The sequence below is a fragment of the Streptomyces sp. HmicA12 genome, assembly GCF_000373565.1.
Taxonomy (GTDB): domain Bacteria; phylum Actinomycetota; class Actinomycetes; order Streptomycetales; family Streptomycetaceae; genus Streptomyces.
This window is the reverse complement of sequence record NZ_KB891800.1, coordinates 189,679-210,990: the sequence shown is the minus strand read 5'-3', so window position 1 is coordinate 210,990 and position 21,312 is coordinate 189,679. Positions and strand designations below refer to the sequence as shown.

Here is a 21,312-nt window from a genome sequence, read left to right as displayed (position 1 = left end):
TGACGCCTCGTGTGGCCTGCGCCACTAACTTCGAACTGTGACTGTGATCGCGACCGAAAGCCTGAGCAAGCGGTTCCCCCGGGTGACCGCGCTTGACCGGCTGACCATGGACATCGGGCCCGGGGTGACCGGACTCGTCGGGGCCAATGGAGCCGGCAAGTCCACCATGATCAAGATCCTGCTTGGTCTGTCCCCCGCCACGGAGGGCCGTGCCGAAGTGCTCGGACTCGACGTCGCCACCAAGGGCGCCGAGATCCGTGAGCGCGTCGGGTACATGCCGGAGCACGACTGCCTGCCGCCCGACGTCTCGGCCACCGAGTTCGTCGTCCACATGGCGCGCATGTCGGGCCTGCCGCCCACCGCGGCGCGCGAGCGCACGGCGGACACGCTGCGCCACGTCGGCCTGTACGAGGAGCGCTACCGCCCCATCGGCGGCTACTCGACGGGCATGAAGCAGCGCGTGAAGCTGGCCCAAGCGCTCGTCCACGACCCGCAGTTGGTGTTCCTGGACGAGCCGACGAACGGCCTGGACCCGGTGGGCCGCGACGACATGCTGGACCTGATCCGCCGCGTCCACTCCGACTTCGGCATCTCGGTCCTCGTCACCTCGCACCTGCTCGGCGAGCTGGAGCGCACCTGCGACCACGTCGTCGTCATCGACGGCGGCAAGCTCCTTCGCTCCAGCTCCACGACGGACTTCACCCAGAACACGGCGACCCTCGCGATCGAGGTCACCGACAGCGACGAACACCCGGACGGGACCAAGGCGTTGCGCGAGGCCTTCGCCGAGCGCGGCATCGAGACCGCCACCGGCGGCGAGCTGCCCGGCGCCGGCCACACCGTCCTCATCACCGCGCAGGGCGAGGAGACGTACGACATCGTGCGCGACGTCGTCGCCGACCTCGGCCTCGGACTCGTCCGGATGGAACAGCGCAGGCACCACATCGCGGAGGTCTTCAGGCCCGCGGAGCAGCCGCGGGCCACCGAGCGGGCCGCCGCCTGGGCCGCCACCGCCGCCGCACAGCAGACGGGAGGCCCGAGCGATGAGCGCTGAGCCCATGCCCACGGACCGTGCGTCCACCCAGATCCACAACATCGGCTACCGCCACTACGACGGTCCGCGCCTGGGCCGCGCGTACGCCCGCCGCTCGCTCTTCTCGCAGAGCCTGCGCGGCGCGTACGGCCTGGGCCGCTCGGCCAAGTCGAAGGTGCTGCCGATGCTGCTCTTCGTCGTGATGTGCGTCCCCGCGCTGATCATGGTCGCGGTCGCCGTCGTCACCAAGGCGAAGGACCTCCCGGTCGAGTACACGGGATACGCGATCTACCTCCAGGCCGTGATCGGCCTGTACGTCGCCTCCCAGGCCCCGCAGGCCGTCTCCCGCGACCTGCGCTTCAAGTCGGTGCCGCTGTACTTCTCGCGCCCCATCGAGCGCGCCGACTACGTGGTCGCGAAGTACGCCGCCATGGCGTCGGCCCTGTTCATCCTCACGGCGGCGCCGCTGCTCGTCCTCTACGTGGGCTCACTGCTCGCCAAGCTCGACTTCACCGAGCAGACCAAGGGATTCGCCCAGGGGTTGGTGTCCGTGGCGCTGCTGTCGCTGCTCTTCGCCGGGATCGGCCTCGTCGTCTCCGCGATCACGCCGCGCCGCGGCTTCGGCATCGCCGCCGTCATCGCCGTCCTGACCATCTCCTACGGAGCGGTCTCCACGGTCCAGGCGATCGCGGACGCGCAGGACAACGGCGGCGCGGTGTCCTGGCTCGGCCTCTTCTCGCCGATCACGCTCATCGACGGCGTACAGACCGCCTTCCTGGGCGCCGCATCCGCCTTCCCCGGCACGCACGGCCCCTCCACCGGCCAGGGCGTGATCTATCTGCTCGTCGTCCTCGGACTCATCGCCGGCTCCTACGGTCTGCTGATGCGCCGCTACCGGAAGGTCGGACTGTGACCGCCCACCCGTCGCCCACCACCACCCTTCCAAAGAATGGGCTGCGCCCATGAGCACTCTTTCCATCGACCACGTCTCCCGGTGGTTCGGCAATGTCGTCGCCGTCAACGACGTGACGATGACCATCGGCCCCGGCGTCACCGGCCTCCTCGGGCCCAACGGCGCGGGCAAGTCCACCCTCATCAACATGATGGGCGGCTTCCTCGCCCCCTCGAACGGCACGGTGACCCTCGACGGACAGCCGATCTGGCGCAACGAGAAGATCTACCGCCACATCGGGATCGTCCCCGAGCGCGAGGCGATGTACGACTTCCTCACCGGACGCGAATTCGTCGTCGCCAACGCCGAGTTGCACGGCCTCGGCACGAAGGAGGCCCAGCGGGCGCTCGCCACGGTCGAGATGGAGGACGCGCAGGACCGCAAGATCTCGACGTACTCCAAGGGCATGCGGCAGCGCGTCAAGATGGCGTCCGCGCTCGTCCACGACCCGTCGGTGTTCCTCCTGGACGAGCCGTTCAACGGCATGGACCCGCGCCAGCGCATGCAGCTCATGGAGCTGCTGCGGCGCATGGGGGACGAGGGGCGCACCGTCCTCTTCTCCTCGCACATCCTCGAAGAGGTCGAGCAACTCGCCTCCCACATCGAGGTGATCGTCGCCGGACGGCACGCGGCCAGCGGAGACTTCCGCAAGATCCGCCGCCTGATGACCGACCGCCCGCACCGCTACCTGATCCGCTCCAGCGACGACCGCGCGCTCGCCGCCGCGCTGATCGCGGACCCGTCGACCGCGGGCATCGAAGTCGACCTGAAGGAAGGCGCGTTGCGCATCCAGGCCGTCGACTTCGGCCGGTTCACGACGCTGCTGCCGAAGGTCGCGCAGGCACACGGTATCCGCCTGCTCACGGTCTCGCCGTCCGACGAGTCCCTCGAGTCCGTCTTCTCTTATCTGGTCGCGGCCTAGTCACGGCACAGGAGGCACTGATGTACGACCCCACTGTCGCCCGGCTCACCTACCGGGCCCTGCTCGGCCGCCGCCGGGCCCTCATCCTCTTCGCGCTGCCGCTGCTGCTCATCGTGATCTCCGCACTCGTGCGGGCGCTCACCGGAGCGGACGACCAGACCGCCGCCGACGTCCTCGGCGGGTTCGCGCTCGCCACGATGGTGCCGCTGATCGGTGTCATCGCGGGCACCGGCGCGATCGGCCCCGAGATCGACGACGGGTCCGTGGTGTACCTGCTGTCGAAGCCGGTCAAGCGGCCCACGATCATCTTCACCAAGCTCATCGTGGCCATCGGCGTGACCATGGTGTTCTCGGCCGTCCCGACGCTCATCGCGGGCCTGATCCTGAACGGGAACGGGCAGCAGATCGCCGTGGCCTACACGATCGCCGCCCTGGTGGCCTCCATCGCGTACGCCGCGATCTTCCTGCTGCTCGGCACGGTCACCCGGCACGCGGTCGTCCTCGGCCTCGTCTACGCCCTCGTGTGGGAGGCGCTCTTCGGCTCCCTGGTGGCCGGCGCGCGCACCCTCAGCGTCCAGCAGTGGTCCCTCGCGGTCGCCCACAAGGTGGCCGGAGGCGACCTCGTCACCTCCGACGTCGGGCTGCCGCTCGCCACGGTGCTCCTGGTGGCCGTGACCGTCCTGGCGACCTGGTACGCGGGCCAGAAGCTGCGGTCGCTGACGCTGGCGGGGGAGGAGTAGGCCCGGGCGCCGCACGAACTTGATGCCGCTTTCACCCTCCCGCCCGCACACTGGTGGGAGGGTGCGTTGTCCGACATGTCACCCGAGTCGAGTCACCCGAGCCGTCGGAGGAGGGCCACCATGGCTGCCGAACGCGACGCCTGGGACGACGTGGTCCTGGATGCCGACTTCATACGCGACGCGGAGACGACCGAGCCGTCCGCGCGGGCCCGCATGCTCAGCGCCCGGTGGCGCAAGAAGGCTCCCGAGCCGCAGCCCTGGCGCTCCGACGAGCCGCCCGCCGGATGGTTCTTCAGCAAGATACGGCGCAGGAAGTGGCGTCGCCGCTGACACCGATGATCACCGGCGATTAATTCGGTGGCGGTGAACTCGGCGCAGGCGCACAGTAGTTGTGTCACCGCGCCGGTGCGGTCCGTTCGCCACCGGTGCCCATCCACGGGGAGAGGAGCGCGACGATGTGGATCAGTGGTCCGTCGAGCTCCCGACAGGGCAGCCCGAGGCAGGCTCCGGAGTAGTCATTGCACTCCGTCGAGCCCCGCCCCAGGGGTGTTGCCCGGGGCGGCCGCTTCGAGCACGTGCCCTCAGCGGTACGTGGGCCGCCCACCCGGAGGATTGGCCGAGTGGTAAGGCAGCGGCTCGCACTGTGTTTGTTTGAGAAGCGAGTCGTCGTCGGGGTCGGTAGCCCCGCGCGCGTTCGATCCGCGCATCCTCCGCAAGAAGCCCCGAGAAGGCCCAGAAGCCCGGCAATGGGCTCAGACCTGCAGCAGACGCTCCAGGACGACCGCGATGCCGTCGTCCGCGTTCGACGTCGTCACCTCGTCGGCCACGGCCTTGAGCTGCTCGTGGGCGTTGGACATCGCCACGCCGTGGGCCGCCCAGCCGAACATCGGGATGTCGTTGGGCATGTCGCCGAACGCGATCGTGTCCACGGCCTTCGCGCCCAGGCGCCGGGCCGCGAGCGAAAGACCCGTGGCCTTGGAGAGGCCCAGCGGGAGCAGTTCGACGATGCCCTCGCCCGCCATCGTGACGCCCACCAGATCACCGGCCACCGTGCGCGCGACCTCCGCGAGCTGGTCGTCGGTGAGCCCCGGGTGCTGCACGTACACCTTGTTCAGCGGCGCCGCCCACAGCTCCGAGACGTCCGTGAACGGGATGGCGGGCAGGTGCCCCTCGCCCACCTGGTAGCCGGGACCGACGATGACGTCGCCCTCCAGGCCGTCCCGGCTCGCGGCGAGCGCCAGCGGGCCGAGCTCCGCCTCGATCTTGGAGAGCGCGAGCCCGGCAAGCTGCCGGTCGAGCGTCACGGACGTCAGGAGGCGGTGCTCCCCCGCGTGGTACACCTGCGCTCCCTGGCCGCACACCGCGAGCCCCTCGTAACCGAGGTCGTCGAGGATGTGGCGGGTCCAGGGCACCGCCCTGCCGGTCACGACGATGTGCGCGGCGCCCGCCGCGGTGGCCGCGGTGAGCGCCTCACGCGTGCGCTCCGAGACCGTGTCGTCGGGGCGCAGCAGCGTCCCGTCGAGGTCGGTCGCGACGAGCTTGTACGGAAAGGCGGGGGCGAGGGGAGCGGGGTGGCTCACTTGGCGTTCGGCTCCAGGCTGTACTGGCTGTGCAGGCCTTTTCGGGCTGCGCTTACTTGGGGTCCAGGGTGGTGCGTCCCCCAAGGTACGGCCGCAGCATCTCCGGAACCCGCACCGAGCCGTCGGCCTGCTGGTGATTCTCGAGGATGGCCACGATGGTGCGCGGGACGGCGCACAGCGTGCCGTTCAGCGTCGCCAGCGGCTGCAGCACCTTCTTGCCGTCGCGGTTGTCCCGCATCCGGATGGACAGGCGGCGCGCCTGGAACCCGTCGCAGTTCGACGCCGAGGTCAGCTCGCGGTACTTGCCCTGGGTCGGGATCCACGCCTCGCAGTCGAACTTGCGCGAGGCCGAGGAGCCGAGGTCACCGGTGGCGACGTCGATCACCTGGAAGGGCAGCTCGAGGCCCGTCAGCCACTGCTTCTCCCAGTCCAGGAGGCGCTGGTGCTCGTTCTCCGCGTCGGCCGGGTCGACGTACGAGAACATCTCGACCTTGTCGAACTGGTGCACGCGGAAGATGCCGCGGGTGTCCTTGCCGTACGTGCCGGCCTCGCGGCGGAAGCACGGCGAGAAGCCGGCGTAGCGCAGCGGCAGCTGGTCCGCGTCGAGGATCTCGTCCATGTGGTAGCCGGCGAGTGCGACCTCGGAGGTGCCGACCAGGTAGTAGTCGTCCTTCTCCAGGTGGTACACGTTCTCGGCCGCCTGGCCGAGGAAGCCGGTGCCCTCCATGGCGCGCGGGCGCACCAGGGCGGGGGTCAGCATCGGCGTGAAGCCGGCCTCGGTGGCCTGCGCGATCGCCGCGTTCACGAGCGCGAGCTCCAGGAGCGCGCCGATGCCCGTGAGGTAGTAGAAGCGCGAGCCCGAGACCTTCGCGCCGCGCTCGACGTCGATGGCGCCGAGCGCCTCGCCGAGCTCCAGGTGGTCCTTGGGCTCGAAGCCCTCGGCACCGAAGTCGCGGATCGTGCCGTGCGTCTCCAGGACGACGAAGTCCTCCTCGCCGCCGCGCGGGACGTCGGGGTGCACGATGTTGCCCAGCTGGAGCGCGAGGCGCTGCGTCTCTTCCTCGGCGTCGCGCTGATCGGCCTCGGCGGCCTTCACGGCGGCGGAGAGCTCGCCCGCCTTCTTCAGCAGCTCCTGCTTCTCCTCCGGCGAGGCCTTGGGGATCAGCTTGCCGAGCGACTTCTGCTCGGAGCGGAGTTCGTCGAAGCGGAGCCCGGACGACCTGCGCCGCTCATCGGCGGACAGGACGGAGTCGACGAGCGCGACGTCCTCTCCACGGGCGCGCTGGGAGGCGCGAACACGGTCGGGGTCCTCACGGAGCAGGCGAAGGTCAATCACCCCTCCAGGCTACCGGTGCGAGGTTCCGGCCCACGACCCGATATCCGGTGCGTTGGTTTATGCCCTATTTGCCGGAATGCGAATTACGTGCGGAACGCGACCGGAAAAGATCGGTGCGCGCCTTCGGTGTGCTCAGGGAGGCGGGGTCAATAAAAGCACCTCTTTCCCCGAAAAGGGGCAGGCTGGGCGCCGCGGCTTGACTCGACTCCCTTGCGGGAGGCGGGACTTGGGGCCCCGTTGTCCACAGGAGTGCACGACTCCGGAGAGTTATCCACAGGCTGTGAGAAAGATCTGTGGATGCCGGAGGAGATCGTTCCGAAAGCCGCATGCATCGCGAAGGATTCCCGTTCCAAACCCTCTTCATGCTCACTTTCGGGTGGAAACCCTTCACTCCAAAGAGTTGATCAAGTGAAAAGAGTGGACGAGGGGTGACGTACACGGCTGTGGACGGACTTGGGGGCTGTAGGGCGATTTGTCGACCATGTCATGCCTTCCTGTCGACTTGTCCCCAGGTCGAGATGGGTACCTGTGGATAACTCTTGTGGATGAAGAAAATCCGCTGGTAGCACCGGGTGCGGAGGCCGAAAGAAGCCGGACCCGACGGTGGAGAACTCGGGTCCGGCGGCGTTCGGGCTCGGGGTGCTAGAACCGCCCGTCCTGGCAGCGCGCCAGCCAGTCCGACGCGGCCACGAACTCGCCGTCCGACGTGCCCGACCGCGGCGGCCGTACGTCCGCGACGGCGACGCCCGCCCGCGGGTACGAGCCGAGGAAGCGCACCTGCGGGCACGCCCGCTTCAGACCCATCAGCGCCTCCGCCACCCGGCGGTCGGAGATGTGCCCCTCCGCGTCGATCGCGAAGCAGTAGTCGCCGATGCCCTTACCCGTCGGCCGGGACTGCAGCAGCATCAGGTTGACGCCGCGGATGGCGAACTGCTGGAGCAGCTCCATCAGGGCACCGGGGTGGTCCTCGCGCTGCCAGATGACGACCGACGTCTTGTCCGCGCCGGTCGGGGCGGCGGGCCGGGCCGGCTTGCCGACGAGGACGAACCGGGTCTGCGCGTTCTCCGCGTCGTGGATCTCGGTGACCAGCGGTTCGAGTCCGTACGTCGCCGCCGCGAACTCGCCGGCGAACGCGGCGTCGAACCGGCCCTCCTGCACGAGCCGCGCGCCGTCCGCGTTCGACGCCGAGGACTCCCAGGTCACGTCGGGCAGATGGGCCTTCATCCAGTTGCGGACCTGCGGCTGGGCGGCCGGGTGCGCGGTGACCGTCTTGATGTCGCCCAGCTTCGTCCCGGGCCGCACCAGCAGCGCGAAGGTGATGTCGAGCAGCACCTCGCGGTAGATCATCAGCGGCGCGCCCGCGACCAGCTCGTCGAGCGTGGTGGTGATGCCGCCCTCGACGGAGTTCTCGATCGGCACGAACGCCGCCTCGGCCTCACCGTTGCGGACGGCGTCGAGCGCCGCGGGCACCGACACCACGGGGGTGAGTTCCCTGGTGGCGGCCTCCGGAAGCGTGCGCAGGGCGACTTCGGTGAAGGTGCCCTCGGGGCCGAGATACGCGTAGCTGGCTGGCATGGGGTCACCCTAATGGGCCTTACGGGACACGGCTCACGGATGCGCCACGGGCCACCCGACCGGGCGGCGGCCCCCTCATCCCTCCAGCAACGCCTGCCCCACGTACCCGCCCTTGTCCGCGCCGCCCGGCACCGCGAACAGCCCGCTCGCCTCGTGCCGGAGGAACTGCGACAGCGCGTCGCCACGATCCAGCTTCCGCTGCACGGGGACGAAGCCGCGCAGCGGGTCCGCCTGCCAGCAGATGAAGAGCAGGCCCGCGTCCGGGACGCCGTCCGCGTCGATGCCGTCGTGGAACGAGAACGGGCGGCGCAGCATCGCGGCCCCGCCGTTCTGGTCGGGTCGGCTGATGCGGGCGTGGGCGTTGATCGGGACGACGAGGTCACCGTTCGCGTCCGTCTTCTCCAGCTTCATCTCGGAGGTCTCGTCACCGCCGGTCAGCGGGGCGCCCGTCGACTTCTTGCGCCCGATGACGTCCTCCTGCGCCTTCGTCGACAGCTTCTCCCAGTCGTCGAGGAGCATCCGGATGCGGCGTACGACGGCGTACGAGCCGCCCGCCATCCACGCGGGGGACTGCGCCGAACCCGACGACGGCACGAAGATCCGCCGGTCGAAGTCGGACTCGGACGGCTTCGGATTGTCGGTGCCGTCGATCTGGCCCATCAGGTTGCGGGTCGTCATGGGCCGGGCGGTGGCGCCGGGTGAGCGGTTGAAGCCGTTCATCTGCCAGCGGACCTTGGCCGCGCCGCCCGCGTCCTTCTGGATCGCGCGCAGCGCGTGGAAGGCGACGAGCCCGTCGTCGGCGCCGATCTGCACCCACAGATCGCCGTTGCTGCGCGCCTTGTCGAGGTGGTCGGAGAAGAAGTCCGGCAGCGGGTCGAGGGCCCCCGGGCGCTGCTTCTCCAGCCCTGTACGGGAGAAGAAGCTGTGGCCGAAGCCGAAGGTGAGCGACAGGGACGACGGCCCGGCGTCCCGGGCGACATCGGTGTCGTCCGAGGTCATCGGCTCGCCCGCCATCAGCCGCTCGGCAGTCGCCGACCAGCGGCGCAGCAGCGCGGTGGCCTCCTTGCGGCCCGCGCCCGCGGCCAGGTCGAAGGCGACGAGGTGACCGTGGGCCTGCATCGGCGTGGTGATGCCGGGCTGATGTTTCCCGTGAAACATCACCTCGTCCGCGCCGAGCGACGTCAACGCCTCTTGCCGCTCGGGCGAGTTCGAGGAGGCCACGGCATATCCCGCGCCCGCGCCGACGGCGCCCAGGGCGACGCCGGTGGCGCCCGCCGTGCCGAGCAGTCGGCGCCGCGAGATGCCCGCGGTGGCCGAGGTGTCTGTCGGGTTTCCGGTCCGGCTTTCGGTGTCAGCCATGGTGGTTCAGCCGATCTTCGCGTTCTTGGAGACGGTGATCTGGTCGATGTCGGAGGTGCGCACGGTCACCTCGATCTTCCAGTCGCCGGCCACGGGGATCTGGACGCCGCTCGCGGTCCAGTGTCCCGTGGCGATGTGGTCGGGGGTGACGGACAACGGCCCGATCTTCTTCGCCTCCTGCGTGAGGGCGACCTTGATCTCGGGGACGTCGAAGGCCTTGCCGTTGGGCCGCTCCACGTAGACATGCATCTCGTTGTCGCCCGTACGGCCCGGATCGACGTCGAGCAGCACCGTGCCCTTGCCGTCCTTGCCGCCGGTGTCGAACGGCAGCTTGAGGGAGAGCGGCCCGGACCGGGTCTGCGCGGCGGAGGTGGCGGCCTTCGCCTCTTCCTCCGTACGGCCCGGTTCGGTGGTGGTCAGCACCGTGGTGACGGCGAGCAGGACGATCGCGACCCCCGCCTCGGCGAGCACGGACCGGCGCAGGCCGAACCGGTGCGGGTCCGCGTCACGGACGCGCTTCTCGCGGGCGGTGGTCATCGCGGCACGCTGGCGGGCGAGCTGGGCGGCGCGCCGGGGGTCGGCCCCCTTCCCGCCGACGGCGACGGGCTCCTTGTCCTCGGCACGCTCGGAGCGCTCCGAGTCCTTCGACTCCTCCGAGCTCTCGGGGTTCTCGGGGTTCTCGGTCTTCGACCCGGTCGTACGCTGCCCCACCACGGTCACGGCGGCGGACTCCTCGGCGATCCGGCCGGTCCACCTGCGCGAGATCCAGGCGATGCCGACGAGAACGGCGACGAGCCCGACCTTGACCAGGAGGAGCTGCCCGTACCGCGTCCCGGTCAGCGCGGACCAGGAACCGACCTGACGCCACGACTGGTAGAGGCCGGTGGCGGCGAGGGCGACCACGCTGCAGAAGGCCACCCGCGAGAAGCGGCGCACCGCGGCCGTCTCGATGGACGGCGCCCGGTACAGCGCGACGAGCAGCGTCGTGAGGCCGCCGAGCCAGGCCGCGACGGCCAGCAGATGCAACACGTCGACGGGCATCGCGAGCGCCGTCTGGATGCCGGTGGAGGCGTGCTCGGCCATCGCCCAGGTGGCGCCGAGTCCGGCCGCGACGACGGCGCCGCCGATCGCGAGTCCGAAGGTGAGGTCCTTCATCTCCTTCTTGTCGCCCTCTTCGGCCCTCTTCACATAGGCGCCGAAGAGCACCGCCACGAAGAGCGCGGCCGCCGCGAGCAACAGAAGACGGGACGTGAGCGCCGCGCCCGACTTGGTCTGCAGCACCTGGCCGAGCAGCGTCATGTCGAAGATGTCGCCGACCTTGCCCGACCCGGTGTACGAGCCGCGCATCAGCAGCATGGCGATGGTGGCCGCGGTCAGCGCGGTCCAGCCGCCGACCACGACGCGCTGCACCGGCTTGATCCCGGCACCGCGCGGCCAGCAGGCGAGCACGAACGCGGCGCCGCCGACGAGCAGGACGAAGCCCGCGTACGAGACGTAGCGCGCGAAGCCGTAGAGGCCGCCGACGACGCCACCGCCGGCGTTCTGGTCCGCGACCACGGCCGAGGTCTTGGAAGGGGCGCCGATGGAGAACGTATAGGCGCCGGAGACGGGATGGCTGTCCGCCGAGACGACCTGGTAGGCGACGGTGAACGTGCCGTCGGGCAGCCCCGAGTGGAGCCCGACCGTGTAGGTCGTGCCCTTCGGGTTGCCCACCTTGCCGTTGTCGACGCGCTTGCCCGACGGGTCGAGGACGCGCACCGAACCGTCGGACATGGCGACGTCCTCGGAGAAGGTCAGGGAGACCTGTTCGGGCGCCTGTTGGACCACCGCTCCCTGCCGGGGATCGCTCCCGGTCAGCGCGGCGTGCGCGGACGCGGGCGCGGCACCGGCCAGGAGCGCGCCGGTGACGGCGAGGAACAGCAGCACCAGGTGCCGGAAGCGGGGAGCGATGGTCTTCACGTTCGGTCAGCCCCTCACTGAGACGAATGAGACGCGTGCGACGAGTCGGATGACGGGTTGTAGGTGGCGGCCTTCACCGGGAAGGCGACCGAGACGGTGCCGGACTTGGCGAAGTGCAGCTTCACGGTCACCTTCTCGCCCTCCTTCGGCAGTTGCTTCAGGTTCTCGAACATGAGGTGGTTGCCGCCCCGTTCGAAGTCCAGGTCACCGTCGGCGGGCACGGCGAAGGAGTCCTGCTCCTTCATGACGCCGCCCTTGGTGCTGTGCATCGTGACGTCACCGGCGATGCCGCTGCTCACCGAGGTGAGGGTGTCGGCCGCGCCGGCGTTGTGCACGACGAAGAACCCGGCCGCCATGTCGCCGGACGCGGGCGCGGGGATGAACGCGCCCTCGACCTTCACCTCCGGCTCGCCGGCGGAGCCGTCGGAGGACGAGCCGCCGCACGCGGTGAGCGCGAGCCCGGACGCCAGGACCACGGCGCCGAGCGCCAACGGGGTGCGCCTCACGGCTTCTCCCCCTTGACGATCTTGGGGAGGTCCTTGGTGTAGTCGTCGACGGTGGCGTCCTCGCCGTAGAGGACGTAGCCGCCGTTGGTCTTCGGCGAGAACGCGATGACCTGCGTGCCGTGCATCGAAACGAGCTTGCCGTTCTTGTCCTTCTGCGTCGGCTCGATGGAGATGCCGATGGTCCGGGCGGCGCCCTGGATGGTGGCGAAGTCGCCGGTCAGCCCGATGAAGTCGGGGTCCTGGGCGTTGAGCCACTTGCCGAGCACGGCCGGGGTGTCACGGTCCGGGTCGGTGGTGACGAAGACGACCTGCAGCTTGTCCTGCTCGGACCGGGGCAGCGCCTTCTTGGCGACGGCGAGATTGCTCATCGTCAGTGGGCAGACGTCGGGGCAGTGCGTGTAGCCGAAGTAGATCAGCGTCGGCTTGTCCTTGGTCCGCTCGCGCAGGTCGAACTTCTTGCCGTGGGTGTCGGTGAGGACGAGGTCCGGCTTCTTGAAGGGCGTGTCGAGGACCGTCGCGGCCTTGTCCGATCCGGCCTCGGTGGACACTTCGGTCACCGGCTTGTCGCTTCCGCTCCCGCTGCCGCAGGCGGTCAGCGTGAGGGCCGCCGCCGTGGCCAGTCCGGCGGCGGCGAGCAGGGTCTTCTTACTCATCTTCATGGTCGTGCGCATAGAGAAATGTCCCAGTTGTGAGGGGGCCGGCGGATGCCGGGGTCGCCCACCGCGACCCCGGCACCCGCCATGGGTGGCTCAGCCGTTGGTACGCCGACGACCCGCCAGAACGCCGAACGCCACACCGGCGGCACCGACGACGATGCCGACGATGCCCAGGACGCGGGCGGTGGTGTCGCTGTCCGAGCCGCTCGAGCTGTCGGTGGTGGAGGAGGCGGCCGCCTCCTTGTGGTCGTCCGACGCCGAGGCGCCGGACGCGCCGTGCTCGTCGTCGGCGGCGGCCGACAGCGCGAGGGTGGGCGCCGGGTTCTCCGGCTCCTCCTGGCCCTCCTGCTGCGGCTCGATCCAGCGCACGACCTCCTTGTTGTCGTACGTCTGGATCGCCTTGAAGACGAGCTGGTCGGCGTCGGTCGGCAGCTGGCCGATGGACACCGGGAACTTCTGGAAGTAGCCAGGCCGTACGCCCTTGTCGTCGCCCTTGCCGGTCGCGGTCCAGGTGACCTTGGAGACGGCCTCGGTGATCTTCTCGCCGTGCATCTCCAGCGGCTTGTCCAGCGTGGACTTGGTGACCTTGGCCTCCCAGCCCGGCACCGGCTCCGGCATCACGGAGGCGAGCGGGTGGTCGGTCGGGAAGTTGACCTCGAGCTTGGTGGTCGCGGCGTCGTCGCGCTCGTTCGGCACCTTGAAGTCGACCACGGCGTAGCCGCCCTTGGCGGCGGTGCCCTCCGGCTGCACGCTCACGTGCGCGAAGGCGGGGGCGGAGACGAGGACGACGGAGGAGACGGCGGCGGCACCGACGAGAGCGGCGCGGGACATCTTCTTCATGGCAGAAAGAACTCCACGTTCAGCGGGATCCAGCGAAGGATGAGAGGGGCGCGACCGCGCGACGCCTCACCTGTAGGGGGCGAAGACGCGGGTACGCGCGCGTGCCGCACGGCACACCTCACCCCAGGACCCCGAGCGCTTCGTGGTGGAGTTGCGGATGCCGTGTCAGGCAGCGAGAAGGAACGCTTCGGCGGCGGGTGGCCCGCGCCGGATCACCGAGTGCTGAAGTGCCGCCGCCCGCAGCGCGGGTGGCGGGGCGAAGCCGGGCCGCGGAACCCACGGGAGCACCTGGGGCGCCCCGGGCAGCCCGGCCCGCAGGGCGCGTACGAGAGCGAGCGCGGCGCGCAGCGAACGGGTGAGCGCCGCTTCCGCGACCCCGTACGCCGAGTGCCGCGACAGCCGCACGACGCGCCCGAGGGCGAGATCGCCGTGGCGCAGCAGCCACCCGGCGCCGGCCGCGGCCAGCAGGTGACCGATCAGCATCGGCAGGGACGGCAGCAGCGACATCGAGGCACCGGCCGCGCCCGCGGCCATGTCGTGGTGCATGCCGCCGGACGGCACGCGCGCGTCGTCGAGGATCCGCTGGGCCTGCGCCGGGCTGAGCGCCGAGGCGCCCGCCCCGCACATCAGCCGCGCGGCCCGCTCCACGACGGACGGCTCCGCGGCGCCCATGGCCATGGAACCGTGCTGCTGGCCCAGCCCGAAGAGGGTGTGCAGGGTGATCTGCCCGATGCCCAGCGTGCCGACGATGCCGGCCAGCGAGCGTTCGCGGCCCGTCATCGGCAGGGCCGCGCAGAAGGCGACGAGGAAGCCGAGCCCCAGCGTCCACAGCGGAACGGTGGCGGTCGAACCGAGGACGTGCCCCGCCGCGGACAGCACGACACAGACCGCGGCGAACACCGCGGCCCTGAGCAGCCGGAGGTCGGCCGCGCTGTGTGTCTGACGACTGTGGGGGGCAGTCATGGCGGCCTCATCATCGCACTGGGCCTGCCCGTCCCATACGGCAGGTCCACAAGGTCCGGAATCTCCCCTACCCCTCTCGCGCGGGCGTGCGCGTCGGCTATATGGGCGCAATCACGTCAACTCCGTGATTGCGCAAGGCCGGTGGCGGCAATACGTATCGGTATGTCGAGCCGCGCCCTGGAGGCTGGAGCATGAGCATCTGGTGGTCCCTCCATCTGCGACGCGATGCTGCGAGCGTTCCGCTGGCCAGGCGCCTCCTCATGGGCACCATGGAGACCGCGGGCGTCGACCCCGACATCTCCTACGACCTGTCGGTCGCGCTCAGCGAGGCGTGTGCGAACGCCGTCGAGCACGGCGGTTCCGCGGCCACCAGCGACGCGTCGGGCGCCTACCGCGTCACCGCTTATCTGGACGGCGAGAAGTGCCGTATCGAAGTGGCCGACTCAGGACCGGGATTCCCCTCGCGGGGGCGGGCCCTCAGCCGCCGCGCACCGGACTACGCGGAGAACGGCCGCGGCCTGTGCCTCATCCAGGAGCTCGCCGACCACGTGGACTTCGGCAACAAGCCCGGCAGGGGCGGCGCCGTGGTCAGCTTCGACAAGATGCTCAAGTGGAAGAAGGACGCGCCGCTGATGGCGGTCTGAGGCGTCACCCAACCAACCGGGAGCGCTACGTGAAGCGCGCGATCGCCGTCATGGTGGGCCGCAGATTCCGCAGCCCCGGCACCTTCCCGAGCAGCGGCCACACCGCCCCGTAGTAGGCGCCCCGGCCGCGCGGCAGCGGCAGCTCCCGTACGTCGTCGATCGCCGGGTGCGCCGTGCGTATGTTCTGCAACTCCCCCGCGTTCAGGCCCCACGGCATGGGCGGCGTCGTGTAGCCCTCCTGGGTGCGCATGTCGCCGCGCAGCGTGCGCTCGCTGAACCAGCGCGGCACCGCGTCGAAGACCAGCGCCCCGCCGCCGAAGCGCTCGGCGCAGCCCGCGATCAGCTGCCGCACCTGCGGCGGCCGCAGGTACATCAGCAGGCCCTGCGCGGTGACCAGGACACCGCGCGAGGGGTCCACCTCGTCGCGCCACGTCAGGTCGAGCGCCGACCGGGCGAGGGTGCGGCGCCGCTCCTCGTCCGGCAGCAGCCGCCGCCGCACCTCGGCCGTCTCGGGCAGCTCGACGCACAGCCAGGTCGCCCGCCCGTTGTCGACGCGCCAGAACTGCGTCTCCAGGCCCTCGGCGAGCGTGACGACCGTGCCGTCCGGGTGGGCGGCGAGAAAGTCCCGTACGGCGTCGTCGAAGGTGCGCACGCGCAGGGCCTGCCCCTGCGCGAGGAGCGGATTGACGGCTCCGAAGGTCTCCTCGAAGGGATGGTCGATCCGCTCGACGAGCTCGATCGCCTTCGGGTCGTCGAGAACGGGCGAGGGCTGCCCGGCCTCGTACGCGCGGTGGTAGAGGTTCCACAGCAGCGTCTGAGGGACACCGCTGAGCTCGACGGACGTCATGGATGCCTCCTCATGGACGCGGAAAAGGCCGCGCCCGTACGCACAGGCGCGGCCTTTCTTCTCATGGTGTGTCAGCCCTTGAGGCCGGCCATCCACGCCTCGACCTCGTCGGCCCGGCGCGGCAGCCCGGCGGACAGGTTCGTGTTGCCGTCCTCGGTGACGAGGATGTCGTCCTCGATCCGGACGCCGATGCCGCGGTACTCCTCGGGCACCGTCAGGTCGTCGGCCTGGAAGTACAGACCCGGCTCGACGGTGAGGCACATGCCGGGCTCCAGCGTGCCGTCCACGTACGCCTCGGTGCGCGCGGCGGCGCAGTCGTGGACGTCCATGCCGAGCATGTGACCGGTGCCGTGCAGGGTCCAGCGGCGCTGCAGACCCAGCTCCAGGACGCGCTCCACCGGGCCCTCGACCAGACCCCACTCGACGAGCTTCTCGGCGAGCACGCGCTGCGAGGCGTCGTGGAAGTCGCGGTAGGCGGCGCCCGGCTTCACGGCCGCGATACCGGCCTCCTGGGCCTCGTACACGGCGTCGTAGATCTTGCGCTGGATGTCGCTGTACGTGCCGTTGATCGGCAGCGTGCGCGTGACGTCGGCGGTGTAGTACGTGTGCGTCTCCACACCGGCGTCGAGCAGCAGCAGGTCGCCGGAGCGCACCGGGCCGTCGTTGCGGACCCAGTGCAGGGTGCAGGCGTGCGGGCCGGCGGCGCAGATGGAGCCGTAGCCGATGTCGTTGCCCTCCACGCGCGCGCGAAGGAAGAACGTGCCCTCGATGTACCGCTCGGACGTGGCCTCGGCCTTGTCGAGGACCTTCACGACGTCCTCGAAGCCGCGCACGGTCGAGTCGACCGCCTTCTGCAGCTCACCGATCTCGAACGCGTCCTTCACGACCCGCGCCTCGGAGAGGAAGACCCGCAGTTCCTCGTCGCGCTCCGCCGTGACCTTGTCGGTCAGGGCGGCCTCGATGCCGGCGTCGTAGCCGCGCACGACGCGCACCGGCCCGGTGGCCTCGCGCAGCTTGGCGGCGAGCTCGCGCACGTCGGACGCGGGGATGCCGTAGAGCTTGCCGGCCTCGGTCAGGGAGTGGCGGCGGCCGACCCACAGCTCGCCCTGGCCGTCGAGCCAGAACTCGCCGTTCTCCCGGTCGGAGCGCGGCAGCAGGTAGATGGTCGCCTTGTGGCCGTCGGAGACGGGCTCCATGACGAGGACGCCGTCCTCCGTCTGGTTGCCGGTCAGGTACGCGTACTCGACGGAGGCGCGGAAGGCGTACTCCGTGTCGTTCGAACGCGTCTTCAGGTTGCCCGCGGGCACGACGAGACGCTCGCCCGGGAAGCGGGCGGACAGCGCGGCACGGCGGGCGGCGGTCTCGGCGGCCTGCGCGATCGGCTGCAGGTCGTGCAGCTCGGTGTCGGCCCAGCCGGACTTCATGTTCTCGGCGAGCTCGTCGGACACGCCCGGGTAGAGGCCGTTCTTGCGCTGCTTGATGGGCTCTTCGGCCTCGGTGGCCTCCGGGGTCTCCGGGTTGAGCTCCTCCGACACGGTTCCTCCTCGACGCGGGTCCTTGGAAACGCCTGGGTACGGCCTGGTGCGGCCTGAAATGGCAGTGGACCCCCTCCATCGTACGAGCGTACGGAAGGGGGTCCAGGGCCGGACGGCCTCTTACCGACCGTGCCCGAGCGCCTACGCGAAGCGGGCGGCGAGAAGGACGATGTCCTCGTCGCTGTCGACGGCGTCGAGTCCGTCGGGAAGCACGGCGTGCAGGACGTGATCGGCGATGGCGCCGGGGTCGTCGCGGATCGCTCTGGGGACGCTCGCGGCGGCCGCGTGCAGCCGTGCGAAGGCGCGGTCCATGGGGTCGCCGGTGCGGCGCAGCAGGCCGTCCGTGTAGAGCAGCACCGTCTCGCCCGGCTCCGGCGTGATCTCCGCGCTCGGGGCCTCCCAGCAGGCGAGCATCCCGAGCGGCGCCGACAGCGTCGTCTCGGCGAACTCCGTGCGCCGCTCGCCGATCACCAGGGGCGGGGTGTGCCCGGCGCCCGCGAGGACGATCTTGCGCTCCGCCGGCTCGCAGTACGCGAACAGGGCGGTCGCGCTGCGCGCGGGCTCGGTCAGCCGCATCAGCAGCTCCAGGTCGGACAGGACGGCGACCGGGTCCTCGCCCTCCATCACCGCGTACGCCCGGAGCGAGGCGCGCAGCCGTCCCATCGCGGCGACCGCGCTCGCGCCGGAGCCGGTGACCGACCCGACCGCGAGCCCGAGCGCGCCCTCGGGCAGCGGCAGCGCGTCGTACCAGTCGCCGCCGCCGCGCGGCCCGGTGCGGTGACGCACGGCGAGCTGCACACGGGCGACCCGCGGCAGGCGCGGGGGCAGCAGTTCCTCGGCCATCGTGCGCGACCACGCGCGCGTGCGCTCCAGTTCCAGCAGGCGGGCCAGGTGCTCGGTGGCGTACGCCGCGTACAGGCCGATGAGGTGGCGCTGGCGCTCGCCCGGCTCGGCCGGTTCGTCGTAGAGCCAGACCGCGGCACCCAGGCGGCCCGCGTCCTCGGTGGCGAGCGGCAGCGCGTAGCTCGCCGCGTAGCCGAGGCGTGCGGCGACCTCGCGGTGGCGCGGGTCGAGCCCGTCCTCGGCGAGCAGGTCGGCGCGGGACTCGGGGTCGGTGCTGAGCCCGTCGAGGATCCGCCCGTACGAGGTGGCGCCGCGCGGCACCGTCTCGATGTGCCCGAGGTCGGGGCGGGACAGGCCGAGGCCGACGGTGGTGTCGAGGCCGAGGCCCCCGTGGACGCCCTCCGGCTCCAGTACGACAAGACCGCGCCGGGCGCCCACCAGGGCGGCTCCGGCGCGCAGCAGTTCGTGCAGTGCGTCCTCGAGTGCGGCCGTGCGGGCCAGACGCTCGGTGAGTTCGTGCAGGGTCGTGAGATCGGAGACCCAGCCGGCGAGGCGGTCCTGGATCACGGCGCCGGGGGCGGCCGGTGCGGGAGGCACCGGTGGTGCCGTCGGGACCGCGGGCGCGGGCGCGACGGTGTGGGCGGGAGAGGGAACCTGTCCAGGAGAGGAATCGATTCCAGCCACTTTCGGCAGGCGCGGGGTTGTCATGGCTTCCGGCTTTCCACCCGGTGCATATTGCTCAATAGCATCGCAAACCCCCATGTCCGCCTTATTGGCTCTGCGCCGCCAGCAATGTCTCCACATCTACACGCACTGGAGAGGGGATGTCCAGCATTGTCCTGCTGGGATTCGTGGTGTCCATGGTGCGGAAGCAGCTTCTGAGGTAAAGAGATCTCGATCCCCTTCCTTGATCCACTCTCGATCTCATGTCGATCTAGATCGTTCCGAGCCGTTCTAAGTTGGCCAAAAACTGACTCGGTGATCGCCATATTGCGGTCGACTGGCATTGTTCGGCTGTGGTCACCAGAGCGTCATAGCGGCCGTGATGGGTACGTACTCGGAGAAGACCAGGGGCAGTTGGGATCCACCCGGAACCTGGTGACGGACCCGGGCGTCATAACCATCGACGACCGTGCCCCATCCTCCCGTGAGGGAGGCGGCGAGAAATACGCGGGACGGCAAACGCCAGGCGCCGCCACCCCACGCCAGGCTTTTAAAGCACACAGCAGGCGCTCGGACTATAGGGGTTACCCCTGCCTCAGGCCGGTGCTTCAGGCTGGGGTCAGGCACTCCAGCACGTACGCGCAGTGACTGATCGACACATGGTGCGATGTGGCCCATAGCGTTCTCTTCGGCTACGGAAAGGAACGAGCGCTCATGCGCGAGATCCTCGGAAGGCGACGCAGGCTCCTGTCCAGGCGTGACAACGGGAAGTCTGACCTGATCAGCGCGGCCCTCACGTTCGCGACAGCGTGGCGGTGGCCGGTCCTGCCGGGCATAGGGCTCGAAGCGGCGGGCCGCCGGGACGGCGTCCGCTGCGCCTGCCCCGACCCGGAGTGCACGGTGCCCGGCGCGCACCCCTTCGACCCGGGACTGCTCACCGCGACGACCGACGAGCGCATGGTCCGCTGGTGGTGGACCAACCGGCCCAAGGCGCCGATCGTGCTCGCCACCGGCGCCTCGTCCGGGGCTTCCGGGGGGCGCGCACCGTGCGCGGTGAGCCTGCCGGCCGTCGCGGGCGCCCGCGCGCTGGCCGCGCTCGACCGCAAGGAGATCCGGCTCGGCCCGGTCATCGCGACCCCGGAGCGGCTGTTCATCCTCGTGGCGCCGTACTCCCTGGAACAGCTCGGTGAGCTCCTGTACGCGCAGGACTTCGTCCCCGGCTCGCTGCGCTTCCACGGAGAGGGCGGCTATGTGGCGCTGCCGCCGTCCGGCACGGGCGCCGGACAGGTCCGCTGGGAGCGGGCGCCGCTGCCGGGTTCGGCCGCCCCCTGGGTGCCCGGCGTGGAGGCCGTGGTCGACGCGGTCGTGGACGCGCTCACTCGTACGGGTGTGAGCGCGCCCGAGTTGTAGCGGTATCGGGCGCGCTGCGAGCCGCTCCGCGGGGTCTGCGCCGATATGTTCGGCGCATGCCTGCCGCGCCACCTCCTCCCACGTCCTCGAACGGGTCCGAGCAGGGGCGCCCCCACTCCCGCCTCCGGCTGGCCGGGCTGCTCGCCGTGGTGGCGCTCACCGCGGCGCTGCCCCTGGCGGGCGCCTCCGCGGGGCCCGTGGGCGACGGGCCCGAGCGGCCGGTAGCGGAACAGGCCGGGCCGGCGCAGACGGGTGCCGCGGACAAGGTCGACGACGTACCGGGAAGCGGCCCATCGGGGCGTGACGCTTCCGAAAGCGACGCTTCCAGAAGCGGTGCGTCCGGACGTGTCGGGGCCCCGGACGAGAAGGCGCGGGCGGAGAAGGAATCCGCGGCGCGGCGGCCCCAGGACGGTTCCCTCCTCACGGGCCTCGGCCTCGCCACGACCACCCGGTGCGGCCCCCAACTCGCCTCCCCCGGCGGCATCGAGGCCCAGACCTGTGTCCTCACCCAGGGCGAGGACACCTGGGCGCGGACCTACTACCGCAACGCGACCGGCTCGGAGCTGACCGCCGTACTGACCCTGATGGCGCCCCGCGGCCGCACGGTGCAGATCCATTGCCCGGTGGGCGCGGAGGACGAGCCCGGCCTGTGCGAGACGCCGCGGGAGCGCACGCAGGGGAGCCCGTCGCAGTACGCGGCGGTGGCGGAGTACGCGGCGGCGGGGGACGGCCCGCTGCTCCTGCGATCGGGGAGCAACTCGGCGCCTTCGCACGGGCGTTGAGGCTTCCCGTCCGGGTGCGGACATGAAAGCGCCCGGTTGCTGGCGACGGGGGATGCACCAGCAACCGGGCTACTTGAACGGTAACAAGAGATCGGCAGTTAGCAAATTCGATCTCTTCTATTCGGACATGGATTTACCTGCAACTACTGGGAGTTGTGACCGGAGTC

20 protein-coding genes and 1 tRNA gene are annotated in these 21,312 nt (G+C 70.6%); 9 read left to right on the top strand and 12 right to left on the bottom strand.

Features of this window, described 5'->3' with window-relative positions:
• Positions 1–43 precede the first annotated feature (43 nt).
• The 6 genes from B072_RS0109275 (at position 44) to B072_RS48090 (ending at position 4,360) form a co-directional block, all read left to right on the top strand.
• On the top strand, positions 44–1,054 hold the full coding sequence (locus B072_RS0109275; protein ID WP_018529658.1) for an ABC transporter ATP-binding protein: 1,011 nt from the start codon (positions 44–46) through the stop codon (positions 1,052–1,054).
• Positions 1,044–1,946, top strand: a complete 903-nt coding sequence (locus tag B072_RS0109270) for an ABC transporter permease (protein WP_051127131.1) — start codon at positions 1,044–1,046, stop codon at positions 1,944–1,946. The genes B072_RS0109275 and B072_RS0109270 overlap by 11 nt, the downstream gene beginning before the upstream one ends.
• A gap of 49 nt (positions 1,947–1,995) precedes the next feature.
• A complete protein-coding gene (locus B072_RS0109265) occupies positions 1,996–2,907 on the top strand; it encodes an ABC transporter ATP-binding protein (RefSeq protein WP_018529656.1) in 912 nt (303 codons plus the stop codon).
• A gap of 20 nt (positions 2,908–2,927) precedes the next feature.
• Positions 2,928–3,647, top strand: a complete 720-nt coding sequence (locus tag B072_RS0109260) for an ABC transporter permease (protein WP_018529655.1) — start codon at positions 2,928–2,930, stop codon at positions 3,645–3,647.
• Between the two features lie 120 nt (positions 3,648–3,767).
• Positions 3,768–3,977 carry a hypothetical protein gene (locus B072_RS0109255; protein ID WP_018529654.1) on the top strand — a complete coding sequence of 70 codons (210 nt, stop codon included), beginning with the start codon at positions 3,768–3,770 and terminating at the stop codon, positions 3,975–3,977.
• Between the two features lie 276 nt (positions 3,978–4,253).
• A tRNA-OTHER gene (locus B072_RS48090) sits at positions 4,254–4,360 on the top strand.
• 39 nt (positions 4,361–4,399) lie between these two features.
• Here B072_RS48090 and B072_RS0109250 read toward each other — a convergent pair.
• The 9 genes from B072_RS0109250 to B072_RS0109210 form a co-directional block, all read right to left on the bottom strand.
• Positions 4,400–5,227, bottom strand: a complete 828-nt coding sequence (locus B072_RS0109250; RefSeq protein WP_018529653.1) for an HAD family hydrolase — start codon at positions 5,225–5,227, stop codon at positions 4,400–4,402.
• 52 nt (positions 5,228–5,279) lie between these two features.
• On the bottom strand, positions 5,280–6,563 hold the full coding sequence (gene serS / locus B072_RS0109245) for a serine--tRNA ligase (RefSeq protein WP_018529652.1): 1,284 nt from the start codon (positions 6,561–6,563) through the stop codon (positions 5,280–5,282).
• Between the two features lie 642 nt (positions 6,564–7,205).
• Positions 7,206–8,138: a prephenate dehydratase gene (gene pheA / locus B072_RS0109240; protein ID WP_018529651.1), complete on the bottom strand. Its 933-nt coding sequence runs from the start codon at positions 8,136–8,138 to the stop codon at positions 7,206–7,208.
• 75 nt (positions 8,139–8,213) lie between these two features.
• Positions 8,214–9,497, bottom strand: coding sequence for an iron uptake transporter deferrochelatase/peroxidase subunit (gene efeB / locus B072_RS0109235; RefSeq protein ID WP_018529650.1), 1,284 nt, complete (start codon positions 9,495–9,497; stop codon positions 8,214–8,216).
• Between the two features lie 6 nt (positions 9,498–9,503).
• Positions 9,504–11,456, bottom strand: a complete 1,953-nt coding sequence (locus tag B072_RS0109230; RefSeq protein WP_018529649.1) for a copper resistance CopC/CopD family protein — start codon at positions 11,454–11,456, stop codon at positions 9,504–9,506.
• Positions 11,457–11,470: 14 nt separating this feature from the next.
• On the bottom strand, positions 11,471–11,962 hold the full coding sequence (locus B072_RS0109225; RefSeq protein ID WP_018529648.1) for a copper chaperone PCu(A)C: 492 nt from the start codon (positions 11,960–11,962) through the stop codon (positions 11,471–11,473).
• Positions 11,959–12,615 (bottom strand): SCO family protein, encoded by a 657-nt coding sequence (locus tag B072_RS0109220; RefSeq protein WP_026245619.1) that lies wholly within the window; start codon positions 12,613–12,615, stop codon positions 11,959–11,961. The genes B072_RS0109225 and B072_RS0109220 overlap by 4 nt, the downstream gene beginning before the upstream one ends.
• Before the next feature lie 96 nt (positions 12,616–12,711).
• Positions 12,712–13,458 (bottom strand): YcnI family protein, encoded by a 747-nt coding sequence (locus tag B072_RS0109215; RefSeq protein ID WP_018529646.1) that lies wholly within the window; start codon positions 13,456–13,458, stop codon positions 12,712–12,714.
• Positions 13,459–13,623: 165 nt separating this feature from the next.
• Positions 13,624–14,421: a hypothetical protein gene (locus B072_RS0109210; protein WP_018529645.1), complete on the bottom strand. Its 798-nt coding sequence runs from the start codon at positions 14,419–14,421 to the stop codon at positions 13,624–13,626.
• A gap of 191 nt (positions 14,422–14,612) precedes the next feature.
• Here B072_RS0109210 and B072_RS0109205 point away from each other — a divergent pair, with 191 nt between their 5' ends.
• A complete protein-coding gene (locus tag B072_RS0109205; RefSeq protein WP_018529644.1) occupies positions 14,613–15,065 on the top strand; it encodes an ATP-binding protein in 453 nt (150 codons plus the stop codon).
• A gap of 25 nt (positions 15,066–15,090) precedes the next feature.
• On the opposite strand, the gene B072_RS0109200 is transcribed toward B072_RS0109205, so the two are convergent.
• From B072_RS0109200 to B072_RS0109190, 3 genes are all read right to left on the bottom strand, one after another.
• Positions 15,091–15,912, bottom strand: coding sequence for a class I SAM-dependent methyltransferase (locus B072_RS0109200; protein WP_018529643.1), 822 nt, complete (start codon positions 15,910–15,912; stop codon positions 15,091–15,093).
• A 71-nt stretch (positions 15,913–15,983) separates the two neighbouring features.
• The gene (locus B072_RS0109195) at positions 15,984–17,447 is read right to left on the bottom strand and encodes an aminopeptidase P family protein (protein WP_018529642.1); all 1,464 of its coding nucleotides are present in this window, start codon (positions 17,445–17,447) and stop codon (positions 15,984–15,986) included.
• Between the two features lie 141 nt (positions 17,448–17,588).
• Positions 17,589–18,998, bottom strand: coding sequence for a PP2C family protein-serine/threonine phosphatase (locus B072_RS0109190; RefSeq protein WP_199791023.1), 1,410 nt, complete (start codon positions 18,996–18,998; stop codon positions 17,589–17,591).
• A gap of 669 nt (positions 18,999–19,667) precedes the next feature.
• On the opposite strand from B072_RS0109190, the gene B072_RS0109185 reads away from it, so the two are divergent.
• Together B072_RS0109185 and B072_RS0109180 are read left to right on the top strand one after the other, a co-directional pair.
• Positions 19,668–20,363 (top strand): bifunctional DNA primase/polymerase, encoded by a 696-nt coding sequence (locus tag B072_RS0109185; protein WP_018529640.1) that lies wholly within the window; start codon positions 19,668–19,670, stop codon positions 20,361–20,363.
• A 56-nt stretch (positions 20,364–20,419) separates the two neighbouring features.
• Positions 20,420–21,145: a hypothetical protein gene (locus tag B072_RS0109180; RefSeq protein WP_018529639.1), complete on the top strand. Its 726-nt coding sequence runs from the start codon at positions 20,420–20,422 to the stop codon at positions 21,143–21,145.
• The last annotated feature ends 167 nt before the right edge of the window (positions 21,146–21,312 follow it).